This window comes from Streptomyces sp. NPDC003393, assembly GCF_053589015.1.
Map to the genome: position 1 here is coordinate 69886 of NZ_JBSFRB010000011.1, position 15436 is coordinate 85321.

The 15436-nt window shown below is 72.7% G+C and carries 19 protein-coding genes; 12 read left to right on the forward strand and 7 right to left on the reverse strand.

The features are described from left to right. Nucleotides 1-183: 183 nt before the first annotated feature. The 4 genes from ACWDUZ_RS14155 to ACWDUZ_RS14170 all read left to right on the forward strand — a co-directional run bounded on the left by ACWDUZ_RS14155 (nucleotide 184) and on the right by ACWDUZ_RS14170 (nucleotide 3446). On the forward strand, nucleotides 184-999 hold the full coding sequence (locus ACWDUZ_RS14155) for an alpha/beta fold hydrolase (RefSeq protein ID WP_451632068.1): 816 nt from the start codon (nucleotides 184-186) through the stop codon (nucleotides 997-999). Between the two features lie 196 nt (nucleotides 1000-1195). Then, entirely contained in the window at nucleotides 1196-1948 is a 753-nt protein-coding gene (locus ACWDUZ_RS14160; protein ID WP_451632069.1) for a LamB/YcsF family protein, read from the forward strand. Further along, complete coding sequence (locus tag ACWDUZ_RS14165) at nucleotides 1945-2592, forward strand: 5-oxoprolinase subunit B family protein (protein WP_451632070.1); 648 nt, start codon at nucleotides 1945-1947, stop codon at nucleotides 2590-2592. Before ACWDUZ_RS14160 ends, ACWDUZ_RS14165 begins: the two co-directional genes overlap by 4 nt. Then, on the forward strand, nucleotides 2589-3446 hold the full coding sequence (locus tag ACWDUZ_RS14170) for a 5-oxoprolinase subunit C family protein (RefSeq protein ID WP_451632071.1): 858 nt from the start codon (nucleotides 2589-2591) through the stop codon (nucleotides 3444-3446). Before ACWDUZ_RS14165 ends, ACWDUZ_RS14170 begins: the two co-directional genes overlap by 4 nt. A gap of 67 nt (nucleotides 3447-3513) precedes the next feature. On the opposite strand, the gene ACWDUZ_RS14175 is transcribed toward ACWDUZ_RS14170, so the two are convergent. Further along, nucleotides 3514-4083, reverse strand: a complete 570-nt coding sequence (locus ACWDUZ_RS14175) for a DinB family protein (RefSeq protein ID WP_451632072.1) — start codon at nucleotides 4081-4083, stop codon at nucleotides 3514-3516. Nucleotides 4084-4657: 574 nt separating this feature from the next. Between ACWDUZ_RS14175 and ACWDUZ_RS14180 the strand changes: the two genes are divergently transcribed. Next, nucleotides 4658-5605, forward strand: coding sequence for a pyridoxamine 5'-phosphate oxidase family protein (locus ACWDUZ_RS14180; protein ID WP_451632073.1), 948 nt, complete (start codon nucleotides 4658-4660; stop codon nucleotides 5603-5605). Between the two features lie 108 nt (nucleotides 5606-5713). Beyond that, nucleotides 5714-6604: a universal stress protein gene (locus ACWDUZ_RS14185; RefSeq protein WP_451632074.1), complete on the forward strand. Its 891-nt coding sequence runs from the start codon at nucleotides 5714-5716 to the stop codon at nucleotides 6602-6604. A gap of 58 nt (nucleotides 6605-6662) precedes the next feature. Here ACWDUZ_RS14185 and ACWDUZ_RS14190 read toward each other — a convergent pair whose 3' ends face one another. After that, on the reverse strand, nucleotides 6663-7688 hold the full coding sequence (locus ACWDUZ_RS14190; RefSeq protein ID WP_451632075.1) for a 6-phosphofructokinase: 1026 nt from the start codon (nucleotides 7686-7688) through the stop codon (nucleotides 6663-6665). Between the two features lie 219 nt (nucleotides 7689-7907). On the opposite strand from ACWDUZ_RS14190, the gene ACWDUZ_RS14195 reads away from it, so the two are divergent. Next, nucleotides 7908-8180, forward strand: coding sequence for an SHOCT domain-containing protein (locus ACWDUZ_RS14195; protein WP_451632169.1), 273 nt, complete (start codon nucleotides 7908-7910; stop codon nucleotides 8178-8180). Between the two features lie 115 nt (nucleotides 8181-8295). Beyond that, nucleotides 8296-9366, forward strand: coding sequence for a zinc-dependent alcohol dehydrogenase family protein (locus ACWDUZ_RS14200; RefSeq protein WP_451632076.1), 1071 nt, complete (start codon nucleotides 8296-8298; stop codon nucleotides 9364-9366). 103 nt (nucleotides 9367-9469) lie between these two features. Here the strand turns inward: ACWDUZ_RS14200 and ACWDUZ_RS14205 are convergent, their stop codons facing one another. Both ACWDUZ_RS14205 and ACWDUZ_RS14210 read right to left on the reverse strand, forming a co-directional pair. Beyond that, nucleotides 9470-10207, reverse strand: a complete 738-nt coding sequence (locus tag ACWDUZ_RS14205) for a flavodoxin family protein (protein ID WP_451632077.1) — start codon at nucleotides 10205-10207, stop codon at nucleotides 9470-9472. A gap of 140 nt (nucleotides 10208-10347) precedes the next feature. Continuing rightward, on the reverse strand, nucleotides 10348-10983 hold the full coding sequence (locus ACWDUZ_RS14210; protein WP_451632078.1) for a TetR/AcrR family transcriptional regulator: 636 nt from the start codon (nucleotides 10981-10983) through the stop codon (nucleotides 10348-10350). A 74-nt stretch (nucleotides 10984-11057) separates the two neighbouring features. On the opposite strand from ACWDUZ_RS14210, the gene ACWDUZ_RS14215 reads away from it, so the two are divergent. From ACWDUZ_RS14215 to ACWDUZ_RS14225, 3 genes are all read left to right on the forward strand, one after another. Then, entirely contained in the window at nucleotides 11058-11879 is an 822-nt protein-coding gene (locus ACWDUZ_RS14215; RefSeq protein ID WP_451632079.1) for a class I SAM-dependent methyltransferase, read from the forward strand. A gap of 99 nt (nucleotides 11880-11978) precedes the next feature. Then, entirely contained in the window at nucleotides 11979-12341 is a 363-nt protein-coding gene (locus tag ACWDUZ_RS14220) for a hypothetical protein (protein ID WP_451632080.1), read from the forward strand. Between the two features lie 250 nt (nucleotides 12342-12591). Then, nucleotides 12592-12912, forward strand: a complete 321-nt coding sequence (locus ACWDUZ_RS14225; protein ID WP_451632081.1) for a hypothetical protein — start codon at nucleotides 12592-12594, stop codon at nucleotides 12910-12912. A gap of 20 nt (nucleotides 12913-12932) precedes the next feature. Here the strand turns inward: ACWDUZ_RS14225 and ACWDUZ_RS14230 are convergent, their stop codons facing one another. From ACWDUZ_RS14230 to ACWDUZ_RS14240, 3 genes are read right to left on the reverse strand one after another with little or no spacing between them, the layout of a single operon-like run. Next, nucleotides 12933-13343, reverse strand: a complete 411-nt coding sequence (locus ACWDUZ_RS14230; protein ID WP_451632082.1) for an SRPBCC family protein — start codon at nucleotides 13341-13343, stop codon at nucleotides 12933-12935. After that, nucleotides 13340-13654, reverse strand: coding sequence for an ArsR/SmtB family transcription factor (locus tag ACWDUZ_RS14235; RefSeq protein ID WP_451632083.1), 315 nt, complete (start codon nucleotides 13652-13654; stop codon nucleotides 13340-13342). The genes ACWDUZ_RS14230 and ACWDUZ_RS14235 overlap by 4 nt, the downstream gene beginning before the upstream one ends. Nucleotides 13655-13661: 7 nt before the next feature. Continuing rightward, nucleotides 13662-14621, reverse strand: coding sequence for a sensor histidine kinase (locus ACWDUZ_RS14240; RefSeq protein ID WP_451632084.1), 960 nt, complete (start codon nucleotides 14619-14621; stop codon nucleotides 13662-13664). Between ACWDUZ_RS14240 and ACWDUZ_RS14245 the strand changes: the two genes are divergently transcribed. After that, a complete protein-coding gene (locus ACWDUZ_RS14245; protein ID WP_451632085.1) occupies nucleotides 14509-15354 on the forward strand; it encodes a patatin-like phospholipase family protein in 846 nt (281 codons plus the stop codon). The two genes, ACWDUZ_RS14240 and ACWDUZ_RS14245, sit on opposite strands and share 113 nt — an antisense overlap. Nucleotides 15355-15436: the final 82 nt, after the last annotated feature.

A 15436-nucleotide genomic window follows, 5' to 3' on the forward strand; every position in this document is an offset into this window, starting at 1 on the left:
CAGACCCTCGTACGTGTCCAGTACGTGCGTCTGCGCCCGGCACACCGAGAGCACACACCTGGCGCCGCAGAGCCCGCCCTCGGGCGGACGACGCGCGTTCGACGACAGGACTCGGTCGGGGTCTCACATCCGCGCGCAGCGCCCGAAGTCGCACACGACGCTCACACACGACCAGGGGAACACATGACGAAGAACAGCACTTCCTCGGCCGGCTCGAAGTGGACCGGCATGGTGCCGGTTGACGATACGGCCCTGGCCGTCACCGACACCGGCGGTCCCGGTGTCCCGGTGGTCTACCTCAATGGCCAGTTCGCCACTCGGGGGTACTGGCGACGGGTCATCGCTGAACTGGGGCCGGGGTGGCGGCACATCACCTATGACGAGCGGGCCCGCGGCGCATCGAAGCGTTCGGCGGACTACTCCTTCGAGGCGGCCGTCCGGGATGTCGATGCCGTTCTCGCGGCCAGGAGTGTGGGCCGGGCGCTGGTGGTGGGCTGGTCCTACGGGGCGTTGGTCGGGGCGCACTGGGCCGACCGGAATCCGGCGCGTGCCGTGGGTGCGGTCCTGGTCGACGGCGCGTTCCCGTACGACTGGCTCGACGAGGCCATGGAGCGGCGGATCCGGAAGCTGTTCAGGCGGATGAGCTGGTTCCTGCCGCTGTTGCGCCCGACGGGCCTGGCCCCGCGGATGACCGCCGAACAGCAGGCCGACAGCAACATCGAGCTCGGCAGGCTCTCCCGCGAGAGCGAGCTGGGCCCCGTGCTGGACGGCATCACCGTTCCGGTGCGGTACGTGGTCGCTTCGGGGGCGTCCTTCGGGAGCCGCGGTGATGAGCAGGAACGGATACGCACCGGCATCGATGCGGTGACCGTCCGCAACCCGAACATTCAGATCGGCGCGAAGGTCGCAAGCAACCACGGTGCGATCCTCAAGAAGGACTTCCCGGCCGTCGCCGAGGCCGTGCGTGAGGTCGCCGGCCTCGACCGCCGGGGGAGCTGAGGACGGACCGGCGGACCGACGGCCCGTCAGGCGGCGTCGGCCGTCAGTCATCTCGGTGCCGTTTCCTTGACCGGACCTACTCACACCCGGTGAAGGGCGGCCGCGGGGCGCGAACCAGGGATGGGTTCGCGACAGTGTCGCGGAACACGGAATCGAGGTCTTGTCGGATCGTTCAACAATCGTCTACGTTCTGGACGTGATCGACCTCAATGCAGACCTCGGTGAGGGCTTCGGTCGTTGGAGCCTCACCGACGACGACGCCCTGCTCTCCGTCGTCACCAGCGCCAACGTCGCCTGCGGCTTCCACGCGGGCGACCCTTCGGTGATGCGCCGCGTCTGCGATCTCGCCGCCGAGCGGGGCGTTCGGATCGGCGCGCAGGTCTCCTACCGCGACCTGGCCGGGTTCGGGCGGCGCGCCATGGACGTACCCGGTGACGAACTGGCGGCCGAGATCGCTTACCAGATCGGGGCGTTGCGGGTCTTCGCCGAGGCCGCCGGCGCCGAGGTCGCCTACGTCAAGCCGCACGGCGCGCTCTACAACCGCACCGTGCACGACGCCGAGCAGGCCGCGGCCGTGGTGGCCGGCGTCCAACTGGCAGGCGGACGGCTGCCGTTGCTGGGGCTTCCGGGATCGTTGCTGCTCGCCGCCGCCGGGGAGGCGGGGCTCACCGGCGTACCGGAGGCCTTCGCCGACCGCGCCTACACCCCTCACGGCACCCTCGTGCCACGCCGTGAAGCGAACTCCGTGATCAGCGACGGCGACGCGGTCGTCCGGCGCGCGCTGGAGTTCGCGGTGAAGGGCTCCGTCGAGGCCGTGGACGGCACGACCGTCGAGGTCGCCGCCCGCTCGCTGTGCCTGCACGGCGACACACCCGGCGCGGCCCGGATCGCGTCCCGCGTGCGCGAGGCGCTCCAGGCGGCCGGGGTCGGCGTAGGGGCCTTCGCGTGACGGAAGACCGGTCGCCCCAGGTGCGCCCCGTCGGGCGGCACGCGCTGCTCGTCCAACTGCCCGACGCCGAGCACACGGTGGCCTTCCACACCGAACTGCTGAGGCGGCGCGCCGCGGGGACCCTGCCGCCGGTGGCGGAGATCGTGCCGGGGGCGCGCACCGTCCTGCTGGACGGAGTGCCCGATCCCGGGGCACTCGCCCGTCGTCTCGCCGGCTGGGACATGCCGCCGCGCGCCGCCGACGACGGGGGAGTGGTGGAGATTCACGTGCGCTACGACGGCCCGGACCTGGCCACCGTGGCCGCACTGTGGGGGACCGCCCCGGAGGAGGTCGCCGCCCGGCACTCCGCGTACACGTACCGGGTCGCGTTCTGCGGTTTCGCCCCTGGCTTCGGCTACCTCACCGGACTGCCCCCGCACCTGCACGTCCCGCGCCGCGACACGCCCCGGACCCGGGTCCCGGCCGGGGCGGTGGCACTCGCCGGTCCCTACAGCGCGGTGTACCCCCGTGCCACGCCCGGCGGCTGGCAGCTCATCGGCACCATGCCGGACCCGGCGCCGCTGTGGGACCTCACCCGCGACGACCCCGCCCTTCTCACACCCGGAACACGCGTGCGGTTCATCCCGGAGGACGGTGCGGCGTGAGCGCGAAACTCACCGTCGTACGCTCCGGAGCCCTCACCACGGTCCAGGACGCCGGCCGCCACGGGTACGCCCACCTGGGTGTTCCGCGTTCCGGCTCCCTGGACGCGCCCGCAGCGGCCCTCGCCAACCGGCTGCTGGGCAACGAGTCGGACGCCGCCGTACTGGAAACCACCCTGACCGGCTGCGCCCTGCGGCCCGACCACGCCGTCACCGTCGTGGTCGGAGGTGCGCCCTGCCCGGTGACCGTCGACGGCCGTCCGGTGGCCTGGGGCGCGCCGGTACGGGTGCCCGCGGACGCGGTGCTGAACGTGGGGACGGCGACTGCCGGAGTGCGCACGTACGTGGCGGTCGCCGGAGGCATCGCCACCGAGCCGGTCCTCGGCAGCCGTTCGACCGACCTGCTCTCCGGGCTCGGCCCGGCGCCCGTGCGCGACGGGGATGTGCTCCCGCTGGGCGCCCCCGGCCGACAGCCGGCGCTGCCTGGCGCCGCCCCCTGGCCCGCGCCGCCCGCCGTACTGGTCCTGCCGCTCGGCTTCGGTCCCCGCGCCGACTGGTTCCCCCCGGCGGCGCTGCGCACCCTCACGGCGGCGACCTACCGGGTGTCCCCGCACAGCAACCGCATCGGCCTGCGCACCGAAGGCCCGGCGCTGGAACGCCGGTCGGCGGGCGAACTGCCCAGCGAGGGCATGGTTCTGGGTGCGGTTCAGGTGCCCCCGGACGGCCGCCCGGTGGTGTTCCTCCACGACCACCCGACGACAGGCGGCTACCCGGTGATCGGCGTGGTCGCGGAAGCCGCCCTCGCCCAGGCCGCGCAGGCTCGTGCAGGAACGCCCGTACGCTTCATGCCGGGATGACCGGCCGCGCGGCACGACGCCCACCAGCCCGGCCGGGGCGCCCTCTCTCGCCGTCGGCGACCGGCCCTCACCCCATGCTCTTGGCGCCGTCCAGGGACTCGCGGATGATGTCGGCGTGGCCGGCGTGCTGCGCGGTCTCGGCGATGATGTGCATCAGCACCCGGCGGGCCGACCATCGCGCGTCCGGCTCGAACCACGGGGCCTTGGGCAGCGGGTGCGCGGCGTCCAGGTCGGGCAGGGTCCGCACCAGCTCATCGGTCCGCCGGGCCACCTCCGCGTAGGCGTCGAGCACGCCGGCCAGCGTCTCACCGGGCAGCATCCGGAACTCGTCGGCCCGTCGCGCCCAGTCGGCCTCGGTCATGGCGGCGAAGTCGCCCATCGCCGAGGGACCCTCCACGATGAACCGCGCCCAGGTCCGCTCGGTCGCGCTGACATGCTTGATCAGACCGCCCAGACACAGCTCGCTGACGGTGGTCCGGCGCCCGGCCTGCTCGTCGTCGAGGTCACGGGTGGTGCCCCGCAGGAAGTGCCGGTGCTTGGCCAGTGTCTCCAGCAGGTCGGCACGCTCGCCGGTGACGGGCTGTGCGTCGCCGTGGTCGCGGGTGGCGGGCTCGTGGACGGGCGTGGTCTCGGTCATCGTCGTCGCCTTTCGGGAGTGGGTTCCGCTGATGGGGGAGACGCTAGCCGTGTTATCGGCCAGATCCCGACCTAAAGGCGCGACCGAGGCGCCTTTCCTCGCCGGCTCTGCCGATCGATATGAGCTGCGCCACACCTCTGTGGGGCTTCCGTTCCAGCGCCCGGAGGGTTAGGTTCCGTTTACCCCGCGGCAGCGCCCATCGAGGCGTTGGTCCGCCGGTCCCGGGACGGCGGACCACGCGGGGGCCAACATCACACCGAACTCCCGCAGGGCGAGTGCCACTTGCCGCGGCGGCGCGGATCGACCGCAGGTCGGTCGCGCGGGCCGGCCGCGGCGGGAGTGCCGGTGCGAGGAGCGCGGCGTCGGCTCCGGCCCGGCGCACGCGGACAGGCGCCGGGCGGGAGCACCGGCACGGCGCCGCCGGAACCCACCTCATGGCCGCCGTCGTCCCGGCCCGCCTGACGGCACCGGCGCGGGCACCACCAGGGCGGAGCGCCTGGTGACCCTGGTCCGTTGGTGCGGGCGACGGGCGCGGGCGATCCTGGGAGACGGACGCCCGAGGGAAGGCATGACCATGCACGCTCAGCTAGGCGATCGACTGGTCGTGGAGAGCCCGGTCACCGGGGTCGTCCGGCGCGACGGCGAGATCGTCGGCCTGCACCACGACGACGGCACACCGCCCTATGACGTGCGCTGGTCCGACACGGGCGAGATCACGCTGGTCTTTCCCGGACCGGACGCGCACGTCCAGCACCTGGGCCACGAAGAGGACGTCCGGCGCACGGGTCGGGAGGGGCGGGCCGAAGCCCGGTTCGCGGGCCGGGAAGGGGCCGCGGCCGGTGGGCCGGCCCCGGCGGAGGCGGCCGCCGGACCGGGAGGGAAGCCGGGGGACTTCGGACGGCGTCTTACGTCGGCCCGCCTGCGGCAGGGGCTCAGCCTGGAGGAGACGGCCGCCCGTGCCCGTATGTCGCCGCACTATCTCGCCTATCTCGAACAGCACCCGTCGGAGCCGGGCATCACGACCGTCCTGCGACTGGCTGACGCGCTCGGCACCACACTCGTCGCGCTGCGGGGCGGCGACCAGGAGTTCCCGCCGGGACAGGGAAGGGCACTGCTGCACCCACGGCTGACCGATCTGACCCCGGAGGAGTGCCGGGCGCTGCTGTCCACGCACGGAGTGGGGCGTATCGCGTTCACCGGTCCGGACGGGCCCGTCGCGTTCCCCGTCAACTACGACGTACTGGGCGAGGCCCTCTACTTCCGCAGCGTGCCCGGCTCCGCCCCCGCCAGGGCCGTCGGCTCCGACGTCGCCTTCGAGGTCGACCACCTCGACGAGGCGATGAGCCAGGGCTGGAGTGTGCTCGTGGGGGGCCGTGCCGAGGCCGTCGACGACCCGGACATGGTGCGCCGGCTGGAGGAGCGGGCCTACTCCGAACCCTGGGCGGGCGGCGTGCGCCTGCTCTGGGTGAGAGTGCCGTTCACCCGCCTCACCGGACGCCGCATCACAGCCGCGGACCGGTGAGGCCGGGGCCATGGCCGAACAGTGGCGGCACCACGGGCACGGGCGGGTGGCCGGGCAGCGGCCGAGGCGGGCGGGGACGAAGGTTCCGGCGGGCGCAAGGAGGACGTGATGAGCCACCCGGTGCTGGCGGGCGTCGACGGATCCGAACGCGGTCTCGCGGCCGCTCGCTGGGCCGCGCGGGAGGCCGCGTGGCGCGGCGTTCCGCTCCGTCTGCTGCATGCTTCCCCACCGCTGCCGGGCCCTGCCGTGCCGGCCGCGGCCGCGGACCGGCTGCATGACCTGGGTGAGCGGATGCTCCGGCAGGTGGCCGCCGACCTGGGCGACCGCTGTCCGGACGTGGAGGTGCGGTGCGAGCAGTCCGACGACGACCCGGCCACGGCCCTCCTCGCCGCGGCCCGGGAGGCCGCACTCCTCGTCGTCGGGACGCGCGGGGCGGGCGGCTTCGACGGTCTGGCGGTCGGCAGGGTCGCCCTGCGAGTGGTGGCGGCGGCCCCCTGCCCCGTCGTGCTGGTGCCCGAACAGCCCGGCGCCTTCGGGGAAGACCCTTGGGCGGCACCGGGCGCGGACCAGGTGGTGATGGGATTCGACGCACACCGCCCGGTGGGCGAGGTGGCGGAGTTCGCCTTCTCGGCCGCCGAGGCGCGCGGAGGCGGCCTGCGGGTGATCCAAGCCTGGGCCCTGCCCGCCGAGGCCGTCTCCGCGCAGACCCTGGTGGTGACCGAGGAGGACCGCGCCACCTGGGAGGACCAGGAGGTCCTGCGGCTCTCCGACGCACTGCGCCCCTGGCGCGAGAAGTACCCGCGAGTCGCGGCCCGCACCGATGTCCTGCTGCTCCATCCGGCAGAGGCGCTCCTCAACACGTCCCAGGACGCGGCTCTGCTCGTCGTCGGCCGGCGCACCGACCAGCGGGCACCTGGCGAGGGCCGGCTGGGTCCCGTCCCGCACGCCGTGCTGCACCACACCCGCTGCCCGGTGGCCGTCGTACCGCATGCCGGCTGACGGCCGAGCGGTCGCTCTGGCGGACGCCTGCCAGGTGGGAGGCGCGGCGGGGGCCGCGTCAGCCGAAGAACACCTCGAACTCGTCGTACAGCGCGGGATCGACCACTTTGGGCTTCGCGGTGGCCTCGGCCAGGGGGATGCGGACGATCGTGGTCCCCCGCAGGGCGACCATGGCGCCGAAGTCACCGTCCTTGACCGCCTCGATGGCGTGCAGCCCGTAGCGCGTGGCCAGCCACCGGTCGAAGGCGCTCGGGGTGCCGCCGCGCTGGACGTGGCCCAGGACCGTGGTCCTGGCCTCCTTCCCGGTGCGGTCCGAGATCTGCCGGGCCAGCCACTCGCCGATGCCGGACAGCCGCACGTGCCCGAACTCGTCCAGCGACTGGTCCTTGAGGACCATCTGCCCCTCCTTGGGGACGGCGCCCTCCGCGACCACGACGATCGGCGCGTAGTTGATCTCGAATCGGCTCCTGACCTGTTCGCAGACCTGGTCGAGGTCGAACGGCCGCTCCGGGATGAGGATCACGTTCGCGCCGCCCGCGACACCGGCGTGCAGGGCGATCCAGCCGGAGTGCCGTCCCATCACCTCCACCACCAGGGTGCGCATGTGCGACTCGGCGGTGGTGTGCAGACGGTCGATGGCCTCGGTGGCGATATCCACGGCGGTGTCGAAGCCGAAGGTGCAGTCGGTGCCGGAGACGTCGTTGTCGATGGTCTTCGGTACGCCGACCAGAGGGACTCCCTGCGCGTTCAGCTCCGTCGCCACGCCGAGCGTGTCCTCTCCCCCGATCACCACCAGCGCATCGACGTCGTGCGCCGCCAGGGTGTCCCGTACGCGTCGCAGCCCGTCCTCGTGTCTGAACGGATTCGTGCGGGAGGAGCCGAGGATGGTCCCGCCGCGGGGGAGAATGCCGCGCACGGCGGGGATGTCCAGCGGCACGACGGTGTTCTGGAGCAGGCCCAGCCAGCCGTCCCGCACCCCGACGAAGTCGAAGGCGTACTCCTGGACGCCTTTGCGGACGACACTGCGGATCACGGCGTTCAGGCCGGGACAGTCACCGCCGCCGGTCAGCACTCCGACCTTCATCAGTTGCCTCCTTCGCCCCGGCCGTCCGGTTCGCTCACGGCCGTCGGGTGATCCGGACCAGCTGCCGGATCACATCGGTCGCCTTCCTCCAGCCTCCCTCCGTTCCATCCGCCGCGGCCACTCGCGCGGCCCTGCGGGCGGTGCGACCGTGGCAGTGGGGTCTTCTGCCGCACGAGGTGGCGGCCCTGCGGCGGGAATGCGCCAGGAAGGGTGGTGACGATGTTCTGGTTCCCGCACGGCGCGCCCGGTTGGGGCTGGTTCGCCGTGAGCCTGGGGATGCTGCTGTTCTGGGTGCTGCTCATAGCCGTGGGTGTACTGCTCTTCCGCACGCTGAACCGCGGCGCCGGACAGGCGCAGGCACACGGCGGCACCGGACGCCCCACCCCCGAGCAAGTGCTGGCAGAGCGTTTCGCCCGCGGCGAGATCGACGAGGACGAGTACCGGCGCCGGCTGGACGTCCTCCAGCAGGGTTCCGGGTGGTCCGGGCGCTGAACCCCGGCGCGCACCCGCGCCAGCCGCACGCACACTGACGACCGGACCGGCGTCGGCAACCCGCCCGGCGGGGGAACCCGGCGACAAGGCCCGAAGACAGGAAGCTGGTGATCGTATGAAGGGCTACGTCTTCCACGGTCCCGGGCAGGCCGCCTGGCAGGAGGTTCCCGACCCGGACGTCCAGGACCCGACCGATGCCGTCGTGCGCGTCGACACCGTCACGATCTGCGGCACCGACCTGCACATCCTCAAGGGGGACGTGCCGGAGGTGCGTCCCGGCACGGTGCTCGGGCACGAGGCCGTCGGCGAGATCGTCGAAGTGGGCGCCGACGTGCGCACCGTACAGCCGGGGGACCGGGTGCTGGTGTCCTGCATCAGCTCCTGCGGCCGGTGCCGCTTCTGCCGGGAGGGCATGTACAGCCAGTGCCTGGGCGGCGGAGGCTGGATCCTCGGCCACCGCGTCGACGGCACGCAGGCGGAGTTCGTCCGGGTGCCGTTCGCCGACCTGTCGGTGCACACGCTGCCCGCCGCGGTCACCAACGAGGAAGCGGTGCTGCTGGCCGACATCTTCCCCACCGCCTACGAGATCGGCGTGCTCAACGGACGGGTGCGGCCCGGGGACACCGTCGTCGTGGTCGGGGCCGGTCCCATCGGTCTCGCGACCATCGCCACCGCACGGCTGTTCGCTCCCGAGCGCGTCATCGCCGTGGACCTGGCCCCGGCCCGTCTGGAGGCCGCGCGGAAGCTGGGCGCCGAGGCCGTGGCCGACGCCCGCGAGGAGCCCGAGCAACTGGTCGCCGACCTCACCGGCGGACTCGGCGCGGACGTCGTCGTGGAGGCCGTGGGCGTGCCGGAGACCTTCGAGCTGTGCACGCGCATGGTGCGGCCCGGCGGTCATGTGGCCAACGCCGGCGTGCACGGCGCGCCCGCGACGCTCCACCTGGAAGACCTGTGGATCAAGAACGTGACCATCACCACCGGCCTGGTCGACACCCGCACGACGCCCGCGCTGCTGAAGATGGCCGCGGCCGGCCGGCTGCCCGTCTCCCAACTGATCACCCACACGTTCCCGTTGGAGCGCATCGAGGAGGCGTACGACGTCTTCGCCCACGCCGCCGAGACGGGAGCGCTGAAGGTCGTGCTCGGGGGTCCGCAGCGCGAGGTCGTTCCCCTGGCCGACGCCTGAGCGCGTCCGCCGGGGGGGGTGCTTGAGGGCGTCCCTGGGACCGGGGCCCGGGGGTGTCCTCGGAGTCGGTCCCGGAGCCGTTCCCCTGGCCGCGGCTCGAGGTCTATCGGTGCTCGGGGTTCTCGTAGTCGTGGCGGCATCCGGCCTCCCAGGCCGTGCGCTGGTTGCCGTAGGCGGGGATGCCGCCGAGGTCCTTCAGCGCCCGGGCCAGGTGGAGCAGGTTCCAGGTCATGAAGGTGGTGTTGCGGTTGGTGAAGTCGTTCTCCGGGCCGCCGGAGCCGGGGTCGAGGTACGACGGGCCGGGACCCGCCTCGCCGATCCATCCGGCGTCCGCCTGGGGAGGGATGGTGTATCCCAGGTGCTGGAGGCTGTAGAGGACGTTCATGGCACAGTGCTTGACGCCGTCCTCGTTGCCGGTGATCAGGCAGCCGCCGACGCGGCCGTAATAGGCGTACTGCCCGGCCTCGTTGAGCAGGCTGGCGCAGGCGTAGAGGCGTTCGATCACCCGCTTCATCACGGAACTGTTGTCGCCCAGCCAGATCGGACCGGCCAGTACGAGGATGTCCGCCGCCGTGACCTGCCGGTACAGCTCCGGCCAGGCGTCCGACGCCCAGCCCTGCTGTGTCATGTCGGGCCAGACACCGGTGGCGATGTCGTGGTCGACCGCCCGCACCACGTCGACGTGCACCCCTTGGGACTCCATGATGGTGGTGCTGCGGTGGATCAGCCCCTGGGTGTTGCTCTTCTCCGGTGAGCGCTTCAAGGTGCAGTTGAACACCAGTGCGCGCAGGTCGTCGTACCGGGCCGGCGGCGCGTCGGTGGCGGGCGACGGGGCAGTCACACGATCCTCCAGGATCCTGCTGCCGCGCCCGAGGGCGCGGCGGAGCGTTCACGTCCGGCTCCAGCGTGTGGGCGGTGCCCGGCAGGCGCTACCGCGACGCCTCCGAATGGCCCCGGCGGTGCTCCCGGTGGCGGTCGGGCTCAGCCGTGGTGGCCGGCAGGTCGTTCCGCGTCCCGGTGCGGCCGTCGGTGCACGGCGTCGGCGATCACCGATGTCACGAACCTGTCCACGACCGACGTGGTCGGCGGGCCGGGGTCGCGGTCCGCGAACAGGAGATGTCCGCCACCGACGAGGGAGAGGGTGAGCGCGTCGATGTCGGTGTCGGCCGCGATACGGCCCCGTGCCCGCTCGTCGGCCAGATAGGCGGAGATCGCGGTGGTGGCCTCGGAGAGGATCGCGATGCCGCCTCCGGGACGGACCCGGCGCAGCCGTGCCCGCAGTTCGTCCCTGAAGGTGATCAGCGGGATGATCGCCACGGGAACCGGGCCGAACAGGGTGGTCAGTGCGCGGGTGAGGTTCTCCGCGACGGTGCCGGTGCCGGCGGAGTCGCGCAACGCGCCCGCCTGCGCCTCGAGCCGTGCGGCCCGATCGAGCACGAGTTCGGTGAGGAAGGCGTCGAAGTCGTCGAAATGCCGGTGCAGGACGCCCTTGGCGCAGCCCGCCTCGTCGGTGACGGCCCGGCTGGTCAGCCCGCTCGGTCCGGTGCGCAGAAGCACGCGTTCGGCGGCGTCGAACAGTTGCTGTCGCGCATCGCGCAGGTGCACTCCAGTCGGCACTCGCAGGTCCTCTCGTGCGTCGCCCCGGCATCGTATCCCTTGTCCAGTGGGCGCACGCCCACTAAGGTGGGCACATGCCCACTTCACCCATGGGACCTTCCCCGGCCCAGCCGCACCAAGCCCGCCGGATGGCCGAGTCGTTCGGCGTGGACGCCCGACGCTACGACCGGGCCCGCCCCGGCTACCCCGATGCGCTGGTGGTGCGGATCGTCGCCGGGAGCCCCGGCCCCGACGTCCTCGACGTCGGCTGCGGCACCGGCATCGCGGCCCGCCAGTTCCAGGCCGCGGGCTGCACGGTGCTCGGCGTGGAGCCCGACCCGCGCATGGCCGACTTCGCCAGAGCCCGTGGGCTGCGGGTCGAGACGGCGACCTTCGAGGCCTGGCGGCCGGAGGGCCGGACGTTCGACACGGTCGTCGCCGCGCAGTCGTGGCACTGGGTGGATCCGGTGGCGGGCGCCGTGAAGGCGGCACAGGCGCTGCGCCCGGGAGGACGGCTGGCGATCTTCGGGCACGTGTACGAGCCACCCGCCGAGGTGGCCGAGCCGTTCGCCGCCGCCCTTCGGCGGGTGGTGCCGGACTTCCCGTTCAACGGCGGGCCGGATCGCCGGCCGCTCGACGCCTACCAGGCCGTCTACGCGAAGTGCGGGGACAGGATCCGGGAAACCGGCCGGTTCACCGATGTGGAACAGGAGCGATACGACTGGGAGCGGACCTACACACGCGACCAGTGGCTGGACCTGCTGCCCACGACTGGTGGCCTCACCCGGCTCCGCCGCGATCAGCTGGCCGCGATACTGGACGCGGTCGGGAACGCCATCGACTCTCTGGGCGGACGCTTCACGATGACCTACACCACCCTGTGCGCGACCGCGGTACGCACCGCCGAGCCCTCCTGAACCGGCAGCCCACCGAACCGTATTGCGCCACGGGCACGTTCGGAACACCGATCGGCCACATGCCCACTCGGCCGCGCCCCGTGCGGGGACCGTGTCGTCATGCTGGCATGTGGATGCATGAACCCGGTCGGCCTCGTGGCGACCCTGACCGGATACGGCCTGCTCGGCGTCGTCCTCCTCGCGGTCTTCACGGTCTGCCTGGTCGGCCTGCTGCTCGGCGCCCTCGTCGCCCTCGGGCACCTGGTCCGTCGACGGCAGGGTGAGGTCGATCCCGAACCGGACGGACCCGATGTGTCCGGGCAGGGGTCTGCCCTTGCCTCTTTTCACTGGGAGGAACCGGCCGAGCAGAGCGGGACCGATCCTCGCGTCGACCGGCATGCGGCACGACCGACCGCTCGAGACGAGGGACCGGGCCGAACGGGGTGGTCTTCTTCACCCGGGCGAGGCGCCCGGCGGGCGTGACCGGGCGCGGGGATTTTAGCGTCGTATTGCCTTGCGCTGTGACAGGACCGTGAGGCACGGGCGGCCCCCGCACTCTGCGCCCTGGGCAGGGGCCGCCCGGTAGTCGACCGGCCGGGGGAGTGGGGCGGCACTCGCTGCTCTAGAGGATCCCGCATCCGGAGGGAGATGTTCCGCCGCGGCCGGTGTGTGGCGTGTGCGGGCGGGTAGGCGCGCCGACCTGATGCTTCCGACCCGAGGAGGAGGGAACATCGTGAAGAAGCTGATGCGTCGGATCGCCGCCGCGGGCGTGTCCGTCACAGTCGCCGCCGGAGCCCTGCTCGCCGCGGGCGGCTCCGCCACGGCGGCCACCGCTCACACCACTCGGCCCGTCCCCGCCCGGATCACCACGGTGAACACCGGCTCCGGCCACGACTGCCACCGTCAACGCGTCGCCGACGTCACCCACCGGGTCCCGGACGCCTGGGTGGCGGGCCAACTGGCCATGTTCGAGCCGGCGGCCGCGACGCGCCTGGCGGTGTTCGACCCCTGGGTCAAGGACCAACTGGCACTGTTCGAGGGCACCGCTCGGTAGGCGGGGAACGGCCCGGCGCGTCAGGCGGCTTCTCCGAGGAGGCCGACGAGGCGGTCCAGAACGTGGGGCCAGCCGTTGCCCATGCCCTGGTACGCCTGCCGGCCCATCGGCGAGTCGAGGTCGAACCCGGCGTGGGTCAGGCGCAGGCGGGTGCCCTCGCCTTCCGGCTCCAGCCGCCAGGTGATGGTGGTGTCGAGCGAGCCCTCGGCGAAGCGGTAGGCCAGCAGCCGGTGCTCGTCCACGTCGGTCACTTCGCAGGGCTGCTTGCCGAAGTCGCCCATGTCGAGGGTGAAGCGGTGACCCACGACCGGCTTGACGTCTCCCGCGGCCCACCAGCGGGCGTGGAGCGCCGGGTCGGTCAGGGCGTGCCAGACCGCGGCCGGGGGATGGGGCAGGAACCTCTCGAGTTCGATCGTGTTGTCCTCGGTCATGTCTCGTTCTCCTCGTCCAAGAGATCGGCCAGCGCGTCCAGGCGCCGGTTCCAGTAGTGCTCGAACGGTCGCAGCCACTCGCTCACCTCGGCCAGCCGGGCCGCCTGTAGGTGGTAGAAGCGGTGCCGGCCGCGCGGTTCCTCGCGCACCAGCCCGGCGGTCCGGAGCACCGCGAGATGCTCGGAGACCGCCGGCCTCCCCAGCTCGAACATCCCGGCCAGCTCACCCGTGGAGCGGGGCCCTTCACGCAGGCTCTCCAGCAGTTTGCGACGCACTGGGTTGGCCAGAACGCCGAACACGTCGGCAGGCATGCGAAGACTATACGTCGGAGATTTCCGACGCGTCAAGGATTTCCGACGGGACTGGTCGGGTGGCGGAGGTCGTCCACGGGTGTTCCTGCCTTGGCCCCCTCGCGGCCGTCGTCTCCGGGGGCGGGGTGCGGGCGCCCGGGATCCGTACGACGGCCTCGGTGCCCTGCGTTCCGGCGGGCCGCAGCGTCACCGTGCCACCGGCTTCCTGGACCGCCTTCGCCACGATGGCCAGCCCGAGTCCGCTGCCGGGCAGACTCCGGGACGTGGGCGAGCGCCAGAACCGGTCGAACACGTGCGGCAGCTCCGCGGCGGCGATCCCTGGCCCCTGGTCGCGTTCCGTGAGCCGACCGCCCTCGAGTCGGAGGCTCACGACCGCTTGCGGTGGTGAGAACTTCACCGCATTGTCGAGCAGGTTCACGATGGCCCGTTCGAGGGTGGCGGCATCGGCCACGACGTACCACTCCTCCAGGTCGCTGGTGAACCGGACCTCGTTCCCCCGGGGCCTGACTCGCGCCAAGGCCCGCCGGGCCACCTCGTGCGGCGGTACGACAGCGTACGTCGGCTTGCCGTGCCGGGCGTTCGAGCGGGACAGCTCCTGGAGGTCGGCGATCAGGACGGCGAGTTCGCCTGTCTGCGATTCCACGGAGCCGAGCAGATCGTTCAACGCCTCTTCCGGGAGTTCCCGGCCCGATCTGAAACTCTTCCCCAGGAGCTGGATGTTCGCCCGGAGGGAGGTCAGCGGGGTGCGCAATTCGTGTCCCGCGTCGGCGACGCGGCGTACGCCTGGCCTCGGTCCACGCTTCACCGGCGTACTAGGGTGCCTACGACGAACGTCGGCGGTCGAGGGGGCGGTCATGTCGGAGGCATTGGTTCTCGGGGGCGGCGGTGTCGGAGGGATCGCCTGGATCACGGGGCTGCTCGCGGGGCTGGCGGACGCGGGGCAGGACGTCACCGGAGCCGGACTCATCGTGGGCACCTCCGCCGGCTCGGCCGTGGCGGCCCAGTTGGGCGGTGGGCTGACCTTGGAGGAGCTGTACGCCCGGCAGGTGGATTCCGGGCTCCAGGCGGCCGAGATCATGGCCGAGATGGATCTGGAGCGCTTCGCCGCGGACCTCGGCCTGGCGCTCGGCGACGCCGTCGGCGTCGAGGAGATGCGGCGCAGGGTCGGTGAGGTCGCGCTCCGCGCCACGACGGTCCCGGAGCCCGAACGCCGGGCGGTCATCGAGTCGCGGCTGCCCTCGCACTCCTGGCCCGCGCGGGATCTGAAGATCGTGGCGGTGGACGCGGAGAGCGGCCGGCCGCGCGTGTTCGACAAGAAGTCCGGGGTCGGCCTGGTGGACGCCGTCGCCGCCAGCTGCGCGGTCCCCGGGGTCTGGCCGCCCGTGACGATCCAGGGGCGACGGTACGTCGACGGTGGCGTCCGTTCCATGGCCAACGCCGACTACGCGACCGGCGCGTCCCGCGTGCTGGTGATCGTGCCGATGGGAGCGGTCGAGCCGTTCCCCAGCGACAAGCCGCTGGAGCAGGCGGTGGAGGAGCTCGGCGCGCGGGGTGTCGAGGTCGGGCTCGTGGAACCGGACGAGGCGTCGCGCGCCGCTGTCGGCGACAACCCGCTGGACCCGGCCACACGCCGGCCGGCCGCCGAGGCCGGGCGCCGGCAGGGGCGCGGACTGACCCTCCGGTGGAACCGCGCACGGTGACGTGCGCACAGCCCCGAACCATGCGTTCCGCGTTCGTGCGTGGGCGGGGGCCGCGTAGCCGGCAGGTGTGTGAGCCGGGGAG